Here is a 15,054-nt window from a genome sequence, read left to right on the forward strand (position 1 = left end):
AGCGTCCTTTCCGCGTTTGATAAGACGCGCGGCCTGTAGTCGATCCTCGCACCGCAGGATAGCACCGTTTGTGGCGAAGACGAGGGCGACAACAAAAACGTGATCGCCACACGGTTTTGCGCGGTGAGGATCAGAAACCGAATGAGATTGGCTCAGTCGAGCCAGTCCGGCACGGAGTCGAGGCCTATCAGGCTGTCGTAATCCGTGCGCGGACGGACGACATGGAAGCGGTCGCCCTTGACGAGCACTTCCGGCACGAGCAGGCGGCTGTTGTAGGTCCCCGCCTGTACGGCGCCGTAGGCACCGGCCGAGCCGATCGCGAACAGATCGCCCGGTTTCGGCATCGCCATTTCGCGATCAAGCGCCAGATAGTCGCCGGTTTCGCAAACGGGGCCAACCACGTCGGCCTTGATGCGCGGCGCGTTGGCGGCGGAAATCCTTACCGGCCGGATTTCGTGGTAGGCCTCATAGAGGGTCGGGCGGATCAGGTCGTTCATCGCGCCGTCGACGATGACGAAGGTCTTGTCGCCGCCGTCCTTCACGTAGATCACTTCGGTGACGAGAATGCCGGCATTGCCCACGATCAGCCGGCCGGGTTCCGTCACGATCCGGCAGTCGAGGCCCTTGAGCTGGCTCTTGACGATCTCGGCATAGGCATCGGGCAGCGGCGGCGGATTGTTGTCGTCCTTGTAGGGAATGCCGAGACCGCCGCCGATATCGACATGATCGATCACGTGACCATCGGACCTGAGGGTATCGACGAGTTCACGCAGCAGCTTGAAGGCATCGTCGAAGGGCTGCAGCTCGGTGATCTGGCTGCCGATATGCATGTCGATGCCGGTAACCTTGATGCCGGGCAGGGTGGCGGCATGGGCATAGACGCCGCGCGCCCGCTCCCAGGAGATGCCGAACTTGTTTTCCTTCTTGCCGGTCGAAATCTTGGCATGGGTGCGCGCATCGACGTCGGGGTTGATGCGGAAGGAAACATGTGCCTGCTTGCCAGCGCGCAGCGCCCGCTGGTTCAGGATCTCCAGTTCCGGTTCGGACTCGACGTTGAAGCAATAGATGCCCACTTCGATCGCGAGATCCATTTCGCGCGCGGTCTTGCCGACGCCGGAAAACATGATCCGGTTTGCCGGAACGCCTGCGGCAAGCGCGCGACGGAGTTCGCCTTCGGAAACCACGTCGATACCCGCGCCAAGTCGGGCCAGCGTCTTCAGCACGGCCTGGTTCGAATTGGCCTTCATGGCATAGCAGACCATGGCGTCAACGTCGGCAAAGGCTTGCGCGAAAACCCGGTAATGCCGCTCCAGCGTCGCGGTTGAATAGCAATAGAAGGGTGTTCCGACGGCTCTTGCGATGTCGGTTACGGGGACGTCTTCGGCGTAGAGAATTCCGTCACGGTATTCGAAATGGTTCACGGCGTTTGCTCGGGTCAGAGGAGGGGATCAAGCAGGAAGGGTCGGTCCGCTACCGTAGCCTTCTCTTCGACGGTTCCGGCCGGCGCTTTCGTGTTGAGCGTCGTGGCGCCGGGTCTGTCGAGATCGCCCTTACGCCCACAACCGATGAGAACCAGCCCGGGGATAGCGAGCACAAGCGCAAGCCGGGCTGCCTTCGTCAATGTCATCGTCATTTTCCTTTGCCGGAACGGGAGCCGATTGAGTTGGAGCGGGCGGATTTCCCACGCCGCTCTGGTGCGATGTCTTATCGATTTTTCAGGGCCTTGTGCACCCTTTTTCTGCGCTACCCAAAGCGCGTCGCATTCAATGGGAGCCAGGCGGCGCGCTTTAAGTCTTTGCTTGCATGCATGTCGTTGTCCCGAACCGCTGCACACTTTCGGGCGACATGCATTAGTTGCGGGCGCGCCACCAGGCGATCTGCTTGCGCACCTCGGCCGGCGCGGTGCCGCCGAAGCTGGTGCGGCTTGCGACCGAGGCCTCGACGGTGAGCACGTCGAAGACCTTCTCGGTGATCGCCGGGTTGATCGACTGCAGGTCGGCGAGCGAGAGATCGGCGAGATCGCAGCCCTTCTGCTCGGCAAGCGCGACGGCGCGGCCGGTCACGTGATGGGCGTCGCGGAAGGGGAGGCCGGCTTCCCGCACCAGCCAGTCGGCAAGATCGGTCGCAGTCGAATAGCCGGAGCCGGCGGCGGCCTTCATCCGGTCGGCACGCACGGTCATGTCGCGCACCATGCCGGTCATCGCCGCGATCGCCAGTTCGAGGCTCTCGGCGGCGTCGAAGACTTGCTCCTTGTCCTCCTGCATGTCCTTCGAATAGGCGAGCGGCAGGCCCTTCATCACCGTCAGCAGCGCGACCAGCGAGCCGTTGATGCGTCCGGTCTTTGCACGCACGAGCTCGGCGGCGTCGGGGTTCTTCTTCTGCGGCATGATCGACGATCCCGTCGAAAAAGCGTCCGACAGACGGATGAAGCCGAATTGGGGCGTCGACCAGATGACGATCTCTTCCGCCAGGCGCGACAGGTGGGTCGCCGCGATCGAGGCGATCGAAAGGAACTCCAGCGCGAAGTCGCGGTCGGAGACGGTGTCGATCGAATTGCGGGTCGGCTCGCGGAAGCCGAGCGCCTTTGCGGTCATGTGCCGGTCGATCGGGAAGCCGGTGCCCGCGAGGGCGGCAGCGCCGATCGGGCTCTCATCCATGTGCTCGATCGCGTGGCGAACGCGCGAGCGATCGCGGCCGAACATTTCGACATAGGCCATGCAATGGTGGCCGAATGTGACCGGCTGCGCCGTCTGCAGATGGGTAAAACCGGGCATTACCGTATCGGCATGCTCGTCCGCGCGATCCAGGAAAGCGGCAATGAGCGCCGTCAGTGCCTTTTCGGTCTTCTGCAGTTCCTCTTTCACCCAGAGGCGAAAATCGAGGGCCACCTGGTCATTGCGCGAGCGTGCCGTGTGCAGCCGGCCGGCAGCAGGGCCGATCAGGGTTGCCAATCGCGCCTCGACGTTCATGTGGATGTCTTCGAGACGCCGCGAGAATTCGAATGCGCCGCTTTCGATCTCTGACAGGATTGTGTTGAGCCCGTGAACGATCTTGTCTTTGTCGTCCGCTGAAATGATGCCTTGATGCGCCAGCATGGTCGCATGCGCTATTGAGCCGCGGATATCCTGGGCATAGAGCTTCTTGTCGAAGCTGATCGAGGCGTTTATCTCCTCCATGATCGCATCCGGGCCCGAGGCGAAGCGCCCGCCCCACATCTGGTTGGAGGATTTCGTCTCGGAACTGCCGTCAGCCATGAGGATGCCCGCCTTTGGAGAATGAAATGCCAGACCAGAAGAAAAGTCCGCTGGCCATCAGGTTGTTCGCGCTTGCCGCCCTTTTCGGCGTGATCGTCGGCGCGGCTGCGGTATACGTGAAGGAGACGGGGTCTGGCAATGCCGTAGGGCCTGGCAATGGCGCTGCGCCGCAAACGGCTCAAGGCGGGAGCTGCCCGCAAGCCAAACAGAAGATCGCCTCGCTGACTCCCTTCATGAAAGGGCAGGTTGCGGCCATGACGCCGGCGGCCGACCCGCGCCCAATCGGCGGCCTCGAGTTCAAGGGGCCGGATGGTAAACCGCTGACGCTCGCGGCCTTCGCCGGCAAGACGATCCTCGTCAATCTTTGGGCAACCTGGTGCGTGCCCTGCAGGGAAGAGATGCCGGCCCTGAACGGGCTGCAGAAGGCGCTCGGCGGCGACCGCTTCGAGGTCGTTGCGGTCAACATCGATACTGGCGACGACGACAAGCCGAAGGCCTTCCTCGACGAGATCGGCGTTCGCGAACTCCGCTACTATCGTGACGCGTCGATGGGCGTCTTCAACGCGCTCAAGAAGGAGGGCCTCGCCTTCGGCCTTCCGGCAACAGTGCTTCTCGACGAGAAGGGGTGCTTGATCGGTTCGATGAACGGCCCCGCCGCCTGGGAGAGCGAGGATGCCAAGCGGCTCATCGAGCAAGCGCTCGGCTCGATGGCCGGGAGTTGACCGTCAGCGCGTCGGAACGGGAACGTCGCCGCGATAGTCGTAGAAGCCGCGGCCTGACTTGCGACCGAGCCAACCAGCCTCGACATATTTGACCAGCAGCGGGCAGGGGCGGTACTTCGAGTCCGCCAAGCCATCGTGCAGCACCTGCATGATCGAAAGGCAGGTATCGAGACCGATGAAGTCGGCCAATTGCAGTGGTCCCATCGGATGGTTTGCACCGAGCTTCATCGCCGTGTCGATGGCTTCGACGGTGCCGACACCCTCGTAAAGCGTATAGATCGCCTCATTGATCATCGGCAGCAGGATGCGGTTGACGATGAAGGCGGGGAAGTCTTCCGCGACGGTGACTGTCTTGTCGAGATGGGCGACGAATTCCTTCGCGGCCTTGAACGTTTCTTCCTCGGTCGCGATGCCGCGCACCAATTCGACCAGCTTCATCACCGGCACCGGATTCATGAAGTGGATGCCCATGAAGCGCTCCGGACGATCGGTCGCGGAAGCGAGCCGCGTGATCGACAGCGAAGAGGTGTTGGTCGCGAGGATCGCTTCCGCTTTCATAAGCGGACAAACCTGCCCGTAGATCTTGCGTTTGACCGTTTCGTCTTCCGTCACCGCCTCAATGACGAGATCGGCCTGCGAGAGATCGTTCATGTCGGCGGAACCCTTGATCAGGGAAAGCGCCTTCTTGCGGTCCTCGTCGGTCATCTTGCCGGAGGAAACCTGACGGGCGAGATTGCCGTTGATGGTGGCAAGCCCGGCCTCGATGCGGTCCGCAGCAAGATCATAGAGCTGTACCTTGTATCCGGCCGCTGCTGAAACATGGGCAATACCGCAGCCCATCTGCCCAGCGCCAATAATTCCGACAGTCTTGATCATCGAAGCGAACATCCATCTTCAAGAGATTTCGGCGGCTTTGCTGCCGCAGATATAAAAATACCGGGCCGATTGGGTCGGCCCGGTACGATTGTTAATGCCAAGCCCGCGCTTTTTCCAGCCTTTTTCATGCCGGAGGTAAACGCGTTTTACGCGTGGTTACAGCGCCTTTTCGAGTTCCGGCAGCGCATCGAAAAGATCGGCGACGAGGCCGTAGTCGGCGACCTGGAAAATCGGCGCCTCCTCGTCCTTGTTGATCGCGACGATCACCTTGGAATCCTTCATGCCGGCAAGATGCTGGATCGCGCCGGAAATGCCGCAGGCGATGTAGAGGTCGGGGGCGACCACCTTGCCGGTCTGGCCGACCTGCCAGTCGTTCGGGGCATAGCCGGCATCGACGGCGGCGCGGGATGCGCCGACGGCCGCACCGAGCTTGTCGGCGACCGGCAGGATCACTTCCTTGAACTTTTCCGACGAGCCGAGCGCCCGGCCGCCGGAGATGATGATCTTCGCCGAGGTCAGTTCCGGCCGGTCAGAGGACGACAGCGCATCGGAAACGTGGCTGGAAAGGCCGGGATTGGCGGCGGCCGCAACCGTCTCGATCGGCGCCGAGCCGCCTTCTGGAGCGGCGGCGAAAGAGGCGGTGCGGACGGTGATCACTTTCTTCGCTTCGGTCGTCTGCACCGTCTGGATGGCGTTGCCGGCATAGATCGGCCGCTTGAAGGTGTCACTGGAAACCACCTCGATGATTTCGGACACCTGCGAGACGTCGAGCAGCGCTGCGACGCGCGGCATGACGTTCTTGCCGACCGAGGTGGCGGCGGCAATGAGCGTGTCATAAGAGCCGGCGAGCGAAACGATCGTTGCCGCCAGCGGCTCGGCCAGATTGTTGGCAAGGCTTTGATCGTCGACAACCAGCACCTTGGCGACGCCGGCAAGCTTTGCCGCCTGTTCGGCAACAGCTTTGGCGCCAGCGCCGGCGACCAGCACATGCACGTCGCCGCCAATCTTCGTCGCTGCCGTCAGCGCCTTGGCGGTCTGGTCGGAAAGGTTCGTATTGTCGTGGTCAGCCAGAAGCAGAATGGCCATGAGTAGTGTCTCCCTTTCCTGATGTTATAGTACGCCGGCTTCGGTCTTGAGCTTCTCGACGAGCTCGGCGACCGACTTGACCTTGACGCCGGCCTTGCGGCCCGACGGCTCTTCCGTCTTCAAAACCTTCAGCCGCGCCGTCGTGTCGACGCCGAAATCGGCCGGGCTCTTCTTGTCGAGCGGCTTCTTCTTCGCCTTCATGATGTTCGGCAGCGAAGCATAGCGCGGCTCGTTGAGGCGAAGGTCGGTCGTGACGACCGCAGGCAGCTTCAGCTCCACCGTCTGCAGGCCGCCATCGACCTCGCGCGTCACCTGAACCTTGCCGTCGGCAATCTCGACCTTGGAGGCAAAGGTGCCCTGGGCCCAGCCGAGCAGCGCCGACAGCATCTGGCCGGTCTGGTTCGAATCGTCGTCGATCGCCTGCTTGCCGACGATGATCAGCCCCGGCTGTTCGGCTTCGGCCACGCCCTTGACGATCTTCGCAACGGCGAGCGGCTCGACCTGGTCTTCGGTCTCGACGAGGATCGCGCGGTCGGCGCCCATGGCGAGCGCGGTGCGGAGCGTTTCTTCGGCCTTGGCCGGGCCGATCGAGACGACGACCACTTCACTCGCCTTGCCGGATTCCTTCAGCCTGAGCGCCTCTTCGACCGAGATCTCGTCGAACGGGTTCATCGACATCTTGACGTTGGCAAGCTCGACGCCGGAACCGTCCGCCTTCACCCGGATCTTGACGTTGTAGTCGACGACCCGCTTAACCGTCACAAGTACTTTCATGGATTCATTCCCTCCAAGAGCTTTCGCAGGAAAATGCCCCTTAACAGAGCTGCCTGATTGTCGGTTGGCGACATCGATACGCGTTTTTTCTCCAATTACAATCGTCGCCCGCGAAGCTAAATCGATATAATCCTGAGATTTGGAATTACGTTTACGTACACGTAAGCCTGTCGGCTGGCAAGAGGTGAGGCGGGGAACGTCCAATGGCCCGAATGAGGCCATCCGCCACAGGGCCAACGCATTGAAATCGCGTTTTATATCGGCACCAATAGGGCACGCTGAGATCAGGCCTCAGGTAGGACGTCCCCAAGGTGTAGGCGGTTTTCGCGTGCCAGTGGCGCTGGCGTCGATCTCGTCGGTTCGCTCGGCGCGATGCTCGACGGCGCGCGGCGTGACGATCGTGCGGTCGAAAAGCGGAACGCCGCGACGTCGCAAAATGACCACCAGCAGAAGCCCCGCAACAATGCCGCCGACATGAGCGCTCCAGGAGACACCGCTGCCGGAGTCGACCACCAGCATGAAGAATTGCTGGCCGATCCAGAAAGCGAGCGGGATCGCGGCGGGGAGCGGCAATGGAATGCGGAAGAGGACGAGCACCCAGACCCGCACCTTCGGATGGAGCAGGAAGTAGGCGGCGACGACGCCCGAGATGGCGCCGGAAGCGCCGATCAGCGGCGCTTCGGAGGCGGGATCGAGCAGTCCGTGTGCAAGCGCGCCTGCTGCCGCGCACAGCAGGTAGAATACGAGGAAACGAAAATGCCCGAGCGCGTCCTCGACATTGTCGCCGAAGACCCAGAGAAACAACATGTTCATCACCAGATGCATGAAGTCGCCGTGCAGGAACGAATAGGTGACGTACGTGAATTGGTCGGGGACGATGACGAGCGACGGATCGAGGGTGGCGTAGTCGAAGATCAGTGCCGGGATGTAGCCGAGCCCGAGCACTGCCGCATTCGCGAATTCCTCGGTGGCGATCGGGCCGGTACCCAGCCAGACGGCGACGTTGGTGACGATCAGGGCGATCGTCACATACTGCATGCGTATGTGCTTCAGCGTGTTCCTGTCGTGAAGCGGTATGAACATGCGGCCCCCGAGCGCGATTCTTGACGAACGTTATCTGTTCTTGCCCGGAACCCAAAGCACATCGGCGCGTCCCTTGTCATTTGCCCAGCGGGCCGCGACGAAAAGGAAGTCCGAGAGACGATTGATATAGGCGATTGCATCGCGGCTGACGATCTCGCCGGCCGTCTGCCCAAGCGCCACCATCTGCCGTTCGGCGCGGCGCGCGACGGTACGGGCTACATGCAGGGCTGCGGAAGCCGGGCTGCCGGCCGGCAACACGAAAGAACGCAGGGGCTCGAGTTCGGCATTGAGGCGGTCTATCTCCGCTTCGAGCCTTGTGACCTGGGCGGCCGCGATCCTCAGCGGCTCATAGTCCTGCTTCTCGCCGGTGTCGGGCGTCGCAAGGTCCGCGCCGAGGTCGAAAAGGTCGTTCTGAATGCGCATCAGCATTGTGTCGAGTTCGGCCATGTCGCCGGTATGGAGGCGCGCGAGGCCGACCAGCGCGTTCGCCTCGTCGACCGTTCCGTATGCCTCGACGCGAAGGTCGGACTTCGGACGGCGCGGGCCGGAAACGAGGCTTGTGGTGCCGTTGTCGCCGGTTCTCGTGTAGATCTTGTTGAGCCTTACCATGGTGCCGCTGCCTGCGCTTAACTCGGCCGTCCGCCGCCGGTGATCCAAAGTGTCAGCATGATCAGAGCGATGGCGATCGCCTGCAGGACGATACGCGCCTGCATCAGCTTGTTCGACGTGTTGCCGCTGCCGCCCGTTGCCATGTTGAAGAGGCCACGGATCAGGACGATGACGACCAGGCCCATGACGAGCAGGGTCAGGCCGGTGAAGAAACTGGACATGATGAATATCCTCCGATTCGGTCAGCCGAGGCGGCCGATGATGCGATAGAACAGAGCGGCCGGCAGGAGTTTCTTCAGCAGCGCACCCTGCTTGGCGGGTCTTGTTACTATATAGTGCGGCCGCGGCCTGCGTGACGTCAGCGCATGTTTCAAGACGACATAGACCGCCTCGGGCCCGAGCTTGCCGGACGCCGGTTTGCTTTCGCCGCGCAGGCGTCGCATCTGCCGCTCGTACTCCGTGCGATGGACGGAATTCTTGAGATCGATGAAACGCTCGATATAGGGTATCGCATTGGCCGTGAATTTCGATGCGATCGGCCCGGGCTCGATCAGGCTGACGTCGACGCCGCTGCCGGCAAGCTCCATTCTCAGCGTCAGCGACAGTCCCTCAAGCGCAAATTTCGAGGCATTATACGCGCCGCGCCAGCGATAGGGGACGATGCCGAGGATCGAGGAGCACTGGACGATGCGACCATGGCCGCGTGCGCGCATCGCCGGTATCACGCGGCGCGTCAGGTCATGCCAGCCGACGACGTTGGTTTCGAGCTGCAGCCTGAGCGCCTCGGGCGGAAGGTCCTCGACCGCGCCCGCCTGGCCATAGGCACCGTTGTTGAAGAGCGCATCGATCCGCCCGCCGGAACGGGCCATCACCGCCTCCACAAGCGCTATGATCGTTTCCGGTCTGGTGTAGTCCATGATGAAGGTTTCGATGCCTTCGGCCTCCAGTTCCGCCTGATCTTCAGGCTGGCGAACGGTCGCGAATACGCGCCAGCCGTCCGCCTTCAAGGCGCGGGCGCAATAGGCTCCGATGCCGGAAGAACAGCCGGTGACGATGATGGCGGGGCGATCGGGCATCCGGTCGATTCCTGTAGAAATCCATCCCCCGTTTCCCATATTCATCGCTGGGATACAAATTGAATTGCGTGTGTACACTCGCGTCATTCCGAGTGGATGCCGCAAGCTCGGAGATGGAATGCCAGCCCTCGTTCGCGTCATCTGGAAGGTCATATTCGATGCGCTCTGGCACTTCAGCGAGGACGACGGCTGGGCTATGGCAAGCCACGTTGCCCTTTCCTCTCTGATGGCCGTGTTTCCGTTCCTGATTTTTGGTACGGCACTCGGCAGCTTTCTCGGCGCCGACCAATTTGCGGTGACTGCCGTCCATCTGATTTTCGATGCCTGGCCGGAATCGATCGCGAAACCCGTGGCGGACGAGATCGTGGAGGTGCTGACGGTTCAGCGCGGCGGTCTGCTCACCATTTCGGTGCTGGCGGCCGCCTATTTCGCCTCTAATGGGGTCGAAGCGCTCCGGATCGCGCTCAACAGAGCCTACAGGGTCGCCGAAAGCCGTCCCTGGTACTTCACCCGTCTCTCCAGCCTTGCTTTCGTGCTCGCGGCCGTCCTCATTCTCGCTGCCGTCAGCATCCTGCTCGTCGCCGTACCGCTCGCCGTCCGCAATGCCGACGAGTGGCTGCCTTGGCTCGATGCGGTGCTGGCGACGGTGGACAATTGGGGGCTGGCGCTGGCGCTGGTGATGGTGACTTGCGGGCTTCTGGTATCGCATCTGTGGCTACCCGCCGGGCACCGCAAGATCGTCGACGTGCTGCCCGGTATCGTTCTGACGCTGCTCCTGTGGTCGCTCGGCGCCTATGCATTCGCTTCTTACATCTCGACCTTCTCCAATTACGTCGCGACCTATGCCGGTCTCGCCTCGGTCGTGATCGTGCTGGTTTTCCTCTACATGATTGGTGCCATCTTCATCATCGGCGCGGAGATCAACGCCGCAATCATGAAGTTCAGGGTGAGGCGCATGGTCGTGCGCAGCTTCCAGGCGACGCGGGACGAGTGACCGCCGGCTTGCAATGATCGTGATCCGTATGAGCCGGTGCGGGAAGCGGGCGACCACCGTTCATGATGCACCCTCGAGAACCATGGCGCGGATGTCCGCCGGCGAACGCCCGGCGACGCGGAATGCAGCAATGCCCGTGTCCTGATTGCTCTTCGACAATTTCCGCCCGTCCGGTCCAAGCACAAGACGGTGATGGTGGTAAACCGGCTCCGGCAGATCGAGAAGCCGTTGAAGCAGACGGTGGACGGAGGTCGCATGATAGAGGTCGCGCCCGCGCACGACATGGGTGATGCCCTGCAGGGCGTCATCGACCACCACCGAGAGATGGTAACTCGAGGGCGCATCCGAGCGCGAAAGGATCACGTCGCCCCAACCGGCCGGATCGGCTGTGATCAGGCCCGTCTCACCTGCCGGGCTCGCCCCCGTTTCCCGCCATGTCAGCGGTTCGGCAATGAGCTTGATCGCCTTGGCGACGTCGAGGCGCCAGGCATAGGGCCGTTCGCCGGCCACAACGGCGGCCTGCGCGCGAGGCGAGAGCTCGCGCTCGTGGCCCGGATAGAGAGGCGATCCGTCCGGATCGCGCGGCCAGACCGCGCCCTCGGCTTCTGTCGCAGCCACGGCTGAGCGGATCTCGCCGCGGGTCATGATGGACGGATAGACGACGCCCATGGCCCGCAGGCGCTGAAGCGTCTCAGCATAAAGATCGAGATGGTCTGACTGGCGCCGGACCGGCTGTTCCCAGCCAAGCCCCAACCAGGCGAGATCCTCGAAGATCGCCGCTTCGAATTCCGGGCGGCAGCGCGTCCGGTCGATGTCTTCGATCCTCAACAGGAAGCGTCCATTCGTGGCGGCCGCCATGTCATGATTGAGGATGGCGGACAGGGCGTGGCCGAGGTGCAGCAGGCCGTTCGGGCTCGGCGCGAAGCGAAAAACGGGTTGCTCTGGCAAAATGGGCATCGTTTCCCTTTGGCATGGAAGGGGTATAAGGGTCACCCGCTTTCTACAGCGCCGTGCGTCTTTTCAGACGCACAAAGGTCGCTGTAGCACTTTGAAGTGCTGCATGTTTATCTCCCCAAATCGGTTACGATTTAAGGTGACATGCAGTGGAGGGCGTATGCGGATCATCCGGACACACGAGGACATCGAGGCCGGGCTTGCCGGTCTGGTGATGCTCGACGCCCGTCTCGAGCATGTGGTCGCCAAGGCAGGGCCGGTGCCGCTCAGGCGCACCGATCCCGGCTACCGCGGTCTTGCCAACATCATCGTTTCGCAAATGGTCTCGAAGGCGAGTGCTGCCGCGATCTGGCGGCGCATGGAGGCCTCCCTCGGCGAGATCAGTCCGGCCGCAGTTCTTTCGCTTGGCGACGAAGATTGCCGGCAGTTCGGTCTTTCCCGCGCCAAGGCCGACACCCTGCGTCGAGTCGCGGCAGCGGCACATGCAGGCGAGATCGATCTCGACGCCATCTGCGACGCGGACGCCGCTGTTGCGGTTCGCGAACTGACGGCAATCAAGGGCGTTGGCCGCTGGACGGCGGAAGTCTACCTGCTTTTCTGCGCGGGCCACCCGGACGTCTTTCCATCCGGCGACGTTGCCCTGCAGAACGCCATCGGCCACGCGCTCGACTTCGATCTGCGTCCGACGGCAAGCGAGATCGATTCGCTCGCCACCTCCTGGTCACCGTGGCGCAGCGTCGCCGCCCGGCTGTTCTGGGCCTATTATGCACAGGAAATGCGGCGCGATGCGATGCCGGTGACGCCTTGAAGAAAAAAGCGAATCCTTCGCGTCGTTTTTCTTTGTGGCTTCACAATCCTGTCGCAACGCGCCTAATATAGAAGGTGCAGATGCCGAATCGATCAGGAGAATACGCTTGACGATTGCAGTCTCACCTCAGGCCTTGCCGGCGCTCGTCTTGAACGCCGACTACCGGCCGCTGAGTTATTACCCCTTGTCGCTCTGGTCCTGGCAGGACGCGATCAAGGCCGTCTTCCTTGACCGCGTCATAATCCTTGCTGAATACGAACATTCGGTCTCGTCGCCGAGCTTTTCGATGCGGCTGCCGAGCGTCGTTTGCCTGAAGAGCTACGTGCAGCCGTCGCGTCATCCGGCCTTCACCCGGTTCAACGTTTTCCTCCGCGACAAATTCGAATGCCAGTATTGCGGATCGCCTGACGATCTGACCTTCGACCACGTGGTGCCGCGCGCCCATGGCGGCCAGACGACGTGGGAGAATGTCGTGGCGGCCTGTTCGCCCTGCAATCTGCGCAAGGGCAGCAAGTTGCCGAAACAGGCCAACATGTTCCCTCACCAGAAGCCCTATCACCCGACGGTGCAGGACCTGCACAACAACGGCCGGCTTTTCCCGCCGAACCATCTGCATGAAAGCTGGATGGACTATCTCTATTGGGATGTCGAACTGCAGCCGTAAAGGTCTGGCCTACTGCTTGTTTCCTTAGATCGTCGCCGATTCTACGATAAAAACATCCAGCAATTCAAAGCGCTACAGCGTGTTTGCGCGTCTGATAGGACGCGCAGCGCTGTAAGGCGAAAGCAGCGTCAGGCCTTGGCGGCCCCGCGCAGAGCGATCGCCGCGAGAACGAGGCTTGTGATCACGTTCCAGCCGGCGAAGGAAAGGCCGAATACCCTGAGCGCTGCATCCGTGCAGGAGGGGGCGTGCTTGGCATCGAGATCGCCGAGCAGATCGCCGACATCGGACGAAACGCCCTGGGCGGTCGTCGCGCAGGTCGACGGTCCCTCCCAGAAATGCCATTCGACACCTGAGTGATAGACGCCCAGGCCAGCGCCGACGAGCATCAGGATGCCGACGAGAAGGAGCAGCGTCCGCGTGATCCACGCCGGCAGCTTGATGGCGCTCGCGACGATTGCCAGGATGCCGAGCGGAATGCCGTAGTAATAGGGATTGCGCTGCAGCAGGCAAAGCGCACAAGGGATGTAGCCGCCGATGTGCTCGAAACCAAGCGCGCCGCCGACAGTTGCCGCCATGCCGAGCGTGACGAGAACGGCGCCAACAAGGTGTTGGCGTTGAGCGACGGAAGCTGCGGTCATGGATACCTCGCGCTTATGCGAAACGGCGGTCGGCGATGCCGGCCGTACAAATACGCCGCCTTCTTAAAAAGGATCAGCGTCGCTGTAAATTGCCCGCATAATACAGAGTTTGCACGCTTTTGTGATCGCCGGAGGCCGAAATGCAATTTCGCGGTTGACCGCCGCGAAATCGATCGTGTAAATCGCAAACCGCTGACATCACAGCCTTGGCCCCATTGGCGGAATTGGTAGACGCGCTCGACTCAAAATCGAGTTCCGAAAGGAGTGCTGGTTCGACCCCGGCATGGGGCACCATTTGCAAAAATAAGTTTTAATTTTGTGGAGTTTTTTGGCTGCCACTCCGACGTGGAAAAAAGAGCCATCGGTTGCTCCGTCACATTCCGCCCGCCGTAATCTTATTCCTGCGCCTCGGCAGGCAGGCACGCGTCAATCCGACGGCCATGCCGGGCGATGCGGTGGTGTTCAACGACTGAGTGCGGTGCACCGCGCTATCCGATCTTGAACACCTCGTCGTGGTACGAGGCCACGTATTGGAAGGGACTTGTTTGGGTTTGAGCTTTGCGGGTGATGTCTCCACCCACCTTGATGGAAACATTGTCCTTGATCAAGTTGAGGGCAAGCAGCGCGAGAGACAGTTTTGGCATAGAAGTAGCAGTTTGCACGGCGGCAGAAGTGACAAACGCGCCAACAATCTTAGCTAGATCTAGCTCGAAGCGAGGCCTTACGTTCGAGAGGCGAAACGGGATGCTTGCTTCTTTTGTCACCGCAAGAACTTCGAGGCAACCTTTTTCGATCTTCTCCAATGCAGAGATGAATACGCCCGCGTCGTCTCCTGCTCGCATCACCGCTGAAGCCAGGTTTTGAATTTCTATCCTCAAGCCTAGTAGTTGATCCCTACGCTTTTCTTTGAACTCCAGGATATCGTTAAGCGGAACGTCCTTGTCCGGCACCGGGATGGCGCCTAGGAGGTCGACATGTGAGCCGCCCGAGGCCGCAAACTTAGGAGAGTGCTTTACGACATTCACATAGGCATTTGACAGCGCCCAAAGGCCCGGCTCTTTCTCCTCCATATCTTCGAATGCACTCAACTGTAGTTCAACAAAAAGCTTGGTAGCTTCGCCGCCGCTAGTGAAGCGGTATCGAGGGCGAGTGAGAATGCCGCATTGTTCGAGAAAAGCTGCGCTCGTGCTCGATCCAATCGAAATCAGATTGTTATCCGGCCACATCATTCGATCGAAGAAGAGCAGGCTGAACCGAATCTCTTGTTCGTCGATCGCGCTGTTCTTAACAGTTAAACTGTTGCCGTAGATCTCGATAGGCGGGCTCAATATGATTCGCGGCCAGGTTTGGGTTCCCGCCCGTACAAGCCGTCGGCTTTCTTTCGTCGTGCCGCCTCTCCCATGCAACCTCCGGTTCGTTCACCAGCTTAGGTATCGCGGGTCATGCCGGTACACAAGCGTTGTGGCGGGCCGTGAACAGCTTCAATGATCAAAATAGATCACGCGACAGGGCGGGC

At 61.3% G+C, this 15,054-nt stretch carries 17 protein-coding genes and 1 tRNA gene; 5 read left to right on the forward strand and 13 right to left on the reverse strand.

Annotated elements, in window-relative coordinates:
* Positions 1 to 152: 152 nt before the first annotated feature.
* The 3 genes from lysA to argH form a co-directional block, all read right to left on the reverse strand.
* A complete protein-coding gene (gene lysA / locus ILFOPFJJ_RS04060) occupies positions 153 to 1,421 on the reverse strand; it encodes a diaminopimelate decarboxylase (protein WP_173509267.1) in 1,269 nt (422 codons plus the stop codon).
* A gap of 14 nt (positions 1,422 to 1,435) precedes the next feature.
* A complete protein-coding gene (gene lptM / locus ILFOPFJJ_RS04065; protein WP_173509268.1) occupies positions 1,436 to 1,633 on the reverse strand; it encodes an LPS translocon maturation chaperone LptM in 198 nt (65 codons plus the stop codon).
* A gap of 217 nt (positions 1,634 to 1,850) precedes the next feature.
* Entirely contained in the window at positions 1,851 to 3,254 is a 1,404-nt protein-coding gene (gene argH / locus ILFOPFJJ_RS04070) for an argininosuccinate lyase (RefSeq protein WP_173509269.1), read from the reverse strand.
* A 26-nt stretch (positions 3,255 to 3,280) separates the two neighbouring features.
* Here argH and tlpA point away from each other — a divergent pair, with 26 nt between their 5' ends.
* On the forward strand, positions 3,281 to 3,976 hold the full coding sequence (tlpA, locus tag ILFOPFJJ_RS04075; protein WP_173509270.1) for a thiol:disulfide interchange protein TlpA: 696 nt from the start codon (positions 3,281 to 3,283) through the stop codon (positions 3,974 to 3,976).
* 3 nt (positions 3,977 to 3,979) lie between these two features.
* Here the strand turns inward: tlpA and ILFOPFJJ_RS04080 are convergent, their stop codons facing one another.
* The 7 genes from ILFOPFJJ_RS04080 to ILFOPFJJ_RS04110 all read right to left on the reverse strand — a co-directional run bounded on the left by ILFOPFJJ_RS04080 (position 3,980) and on the right by ILFOPFJJ_RS04110 (position 9,480).
* Positions 3,980 to 4,852, reverse strand: coding sequence for a 3-hydroxybutyryl-CoA dehydrogenase (locus ILFOPFJJ_RS04080; protein ID WP_173509271.1), 873 nt, complete (start codon positions 4,850 to 4,852; stop codon positions 3,980 to 3,982).
* A gap of 156 nt (positions 4,853 to 5,008) precedes the next feature.
* Entirely contained in the window at positions 5,009 to 5,938 is a 930-nt protein-coding gene (locus ILFOPFJJ_RS04085) for an electron transfer flavoprotein subunit alpha/FixB family protein (RefSeq protein ID WP_173509272.1), read from the reverse strand.
* A gap of 24 nt (positions 5,939 to 5,962) precedes the next feature.
* The gene (locus ILFOPFJJ_RS04090) at positions 5,963 to 6,712 is read right to left on the reverse strand and encodes an electron transfer flavoprotein subunit beta/FixA family protein (protein WP_173509273.1); all 750 of its coding nucleotides are present in this window, start codon (positions 6,710 to 6,712) and stop codon (positions 5,963 to 5,965) included.
* Between the two features lie 291 nt (positions 6,713 to 7,003).
* Positions 7,004 to 7,795, reverse strand: coding sequence for a rhomboid family intramembrane serine protease (locus ILFOPFJJ_RS04095; RefSeq protein ID WP_173509274.1), 792 nt, complete (start codon positions 7,793 to 7,795; stop codon positions 7,004 to 7,006).
* Positions 7,796 to 7,825: 30 nt separating this feature from the next.
* Complete coding sequence (locus tag ILFOPFJJ_RS04100; RefSeq protein WP_173509275.1) at positions 7,826 to 8,404, reverse strand: cob(I)yrinic acid a,c-diamide adenosyltransferase; 579 nt, start codon at positions 8,402 to 8,404, stop codon at positions 7,826 to 7,828.
* 17 nt (positions 8,405 to 8,421) lie between these two features.
* Positions 8,422 to 8,625 (reverse strand): twin transmembrane helix small protein, encoded by a 204-nt coding sequence (locus ILFOPFJJ_RS04105; protein WP_173509276.1) that lies wholly within the window; start codon positions 8,623 to 8,625, stop codon positions 8,422 to 8,424.
* 21 nt (positions 8,626 to 8,646) lie between these two features.
* Complete coding sequence (locus ILFOPFJJ_RS04110) at positions 8,647 to 9,480, reverse strand: SDR family oxidoreductase (protein WP_173509277.1); 834 nt, start codon at positions 9,478 to 9,480, stop codon at positions 8,647 to 8,649.
* Positions 9,481 to 9,598: 118 nt separating this feature from the next.
* On the opposite strand from ILFOPFJJ_RS04110, the gene ILFOPFJJ_RS04115 reads away from it, so the two are divergent.
* Positions 9,599 to 10,474 (forward strand): YihY/virulence factor BrkB family protein, encoded by an 876-nt coding sequence (locus ILFOPFJJ_RS04115; protein ID WP_173509278.1) that lies wholly within the window; start codon positions 9,599 to 9,601, stop codon positions 10,472 to 10,474.
* Positions 10,475 to 10,534: 60 nt separating this feature from the next.
* Here ILFOPFJJ_RS04115 and gluQRS read toward each other — a convergent pair whose 3' ends face one another.
* Positions 10,535 to 11,431 (reverse strand): tRNA glutamyl-Q(34) synthetase GluQRS, encoded by an 897-nt coding sequence (gene gluQRS, locus ILFOPFJJ_RS04120; RefSeq protein WP_173509279.1) that lies wholly within the window; start codon positions 11,429 to 11,431, stop codon positions 10,535 to 10,537.
* 157 nt (positions 11,432 to 11,588) lie between these two features.
* Here gluQRS and ILFOPFJJ_RS04125 point away from each other — a divergent pair, with 157 nt between their 5' ends.
* Together ILFOPFJJ_RS04125 and ILFOPFJJ_RS04130 are read left to right on the forward strand one after the other, a co-directional pair.
* On the forward strand, positions 11,589 to 12,236 hold the full coding sequence (locus tag ILFOPFJJ_RS04125) for a DNA-3-methyladenine glycosylase family protein (RefSeq protein WP_173509280.1): 648 nt from the start codon (positions 11,589 to 11,591) through the stop codon (positions 12,234 to 12,236).
* A 106-nt stretch (positions 12,237 to 12,342) separates the two neighbouring features.
* Positions 12,343 to 12,900: an HNH endonuclease gene (locus ILFOPFJJ_RS04130; protein WP_173509281.1), complete on the forward strand. Its 558-nt coding sequence runs from the start codon at positions 12,343 to 12,345 to the stop codon at positions 12,898 to 12,900.
* Between the two features lie 128 nt (positions 12,901 to 13,028).
* Here ILFOPFJJ_RS04130 and ILFOPFJJ_RS04135 read toward each other — a convergent pair whose 3' ends face one another.
* Complete coding sequence (locus ILFOPFJJ_RS04135) at positions 13,029 to 13,538, reverse strand: disulfide bond formation protein B (protein WP_173509282.1); 510 nt, start codon at positions 13,536 to 13,538, stop codon at positions 13,029 to 13,031.
* Positions 13,539 to 13,747: 209 nt separating this feature from the next.
* Between ILFOPFJJ_RS04135 and ILFOPFJJ_RS04140 the strand changes: the two genes are divergently transcribed.
* Positions 13,748 to 13,832, forward strand: a tRNA-Leu gene (locus ILFOPFJJ_RS04140).
* Positions 13,833 to 14,026: 194 nt separating this feature from the next.
* Here the strand turns inward: ILFOPFJJ_RS04140 and ILFOPFJJ_RS04145 are convergent.
* On the reverse strand, positions 14,027 to 14,866 hold the full coding sequence (locus ILFOPFJJ_RS04145; RefSeq protein ID WP_173509283.1) for a DUF6236 family protein: 840 nt from the start codon (positions 14,864 to 14,866) through the stop codon (positions 14,027 to 14,029).
* Positions 14,867 to 15,054: the final 188 nt, after the last annotated feature.

This window comes from Sinorhizobium psoraleae, from assembly GCF_013283645.1.
GTDB classification, from domain to species: Bacteria; Pseudomonadota; Alphaproteobacteria; order Rhizobiales; family Rhizobiaceae; genus Sinorhizobium; species Sinorhizobium psoraleae.

Excerpts from the sequence above, each read along its gene's own strand:
- lptM (WP_173509268.1), bottom strand. The coding sequence starts at position 1,633 with ATGACGATGACATTGACGAAGGCAGCCCGGCTTGCGCTTGTGCTCGCT.
- argH (WP_173509269.1), bottom strand. The coding sequence starts at position 3,254 with ATGGCTGACGGCAGTTCCGAGACGAAATCCTCCAACCAGATGTGGGGC.
- tlpA (WP_173509270.1), top strand. The coding sequence starts at position 3,281 with ATGCCAGACCAGAAGAAAAGTCCGCTGGCCATCAGGTTGTTCGCGCTT.
- ILFOPFJJ_RS04080 (WP_173509271.1), bottom strand. The coding sequence starts at position 4,852 with ATGATCAAGACTGTCGGAATTATTGGCGCTGGGCAGATGGGCTGCGGT.
- ILFOPFJJ_RS04085 (WP_173509272.1), bottom strand. The coding sequence starts at position 5,938 with ATGGCCATTCTGCTTCTGGCTGACCACGACAATACGAACCTTTCCGAC.
- ILFOPFJJ_RS04090 (WP_173509273.1), bottom strand. The coding sequence starts at position 6,712 with ATGAAAGTACTTGTGACGGTTAAGCGGGTCGTCGACTACAACGTCAAG.
- ILFOPFJJ_RS04095 (WP_173509274.1), bottom strand. The coding sequence starts at position 7,795 with ATGTTCATACCGCTTCACGACAGGAACACGCTGAAGCACATACGCATG.
- ILFOPFJJ_RS04100 (WP_173509275.1), bottom strand. The coding sequence starts at position 8,404 with ATGGTAAGGCTCAACAAGATCTACACGAGAACCGGCGACAACGGCACC.
- ILFOPFJJ_RS04105 (WP_173509276.1), bottom strand. The coding sequence starts at position 8,625 with ATGTCCAGTTTCTTCACCGGCCTGACCCTGCTCGTCATGGGCCTGGTC.
- ILFOPFJJ_RS04110 (WP_173509277.1), bottom strand. The coding sequence starts at position 9,480 with ATGCCCGATCGCCCCGCCATCATCGTCACCGGCTGTTCTTCCGGCATC.
- ILFOPFJJ_RS04115 (WP_173509278.1), top strand. The coding sequence starts at position 9,599 with ATGCCAGCCCTCGTTCGCGTCATCTGGAAGGTCATATTCGATGCGCTC.
- gluQRS (WP_173509279.1), bottom strand. The coding sequence starts at position 11,431 with ATGCCCATTTTGCCAGAGCAACCCGTTTTTCGCTTCGCGCCGAGCCCG.
- ILFOPFJJ_RS04125 (WP_173509280.1), top strand. The coding sequence starts at position 11,589 with ATGCGGATCATCCGGACACACGAGGACATCGAGGCCGGGCTTGCCGGT.
- ILFOPFJJ_RS04135 (WP_173509282.1), bottom strand. The coding sequence starts at position 13,538 with ATGACCGCAGCTTCCGTCGCTCAACGCCAACACCTTGTTGGCGCCGTT.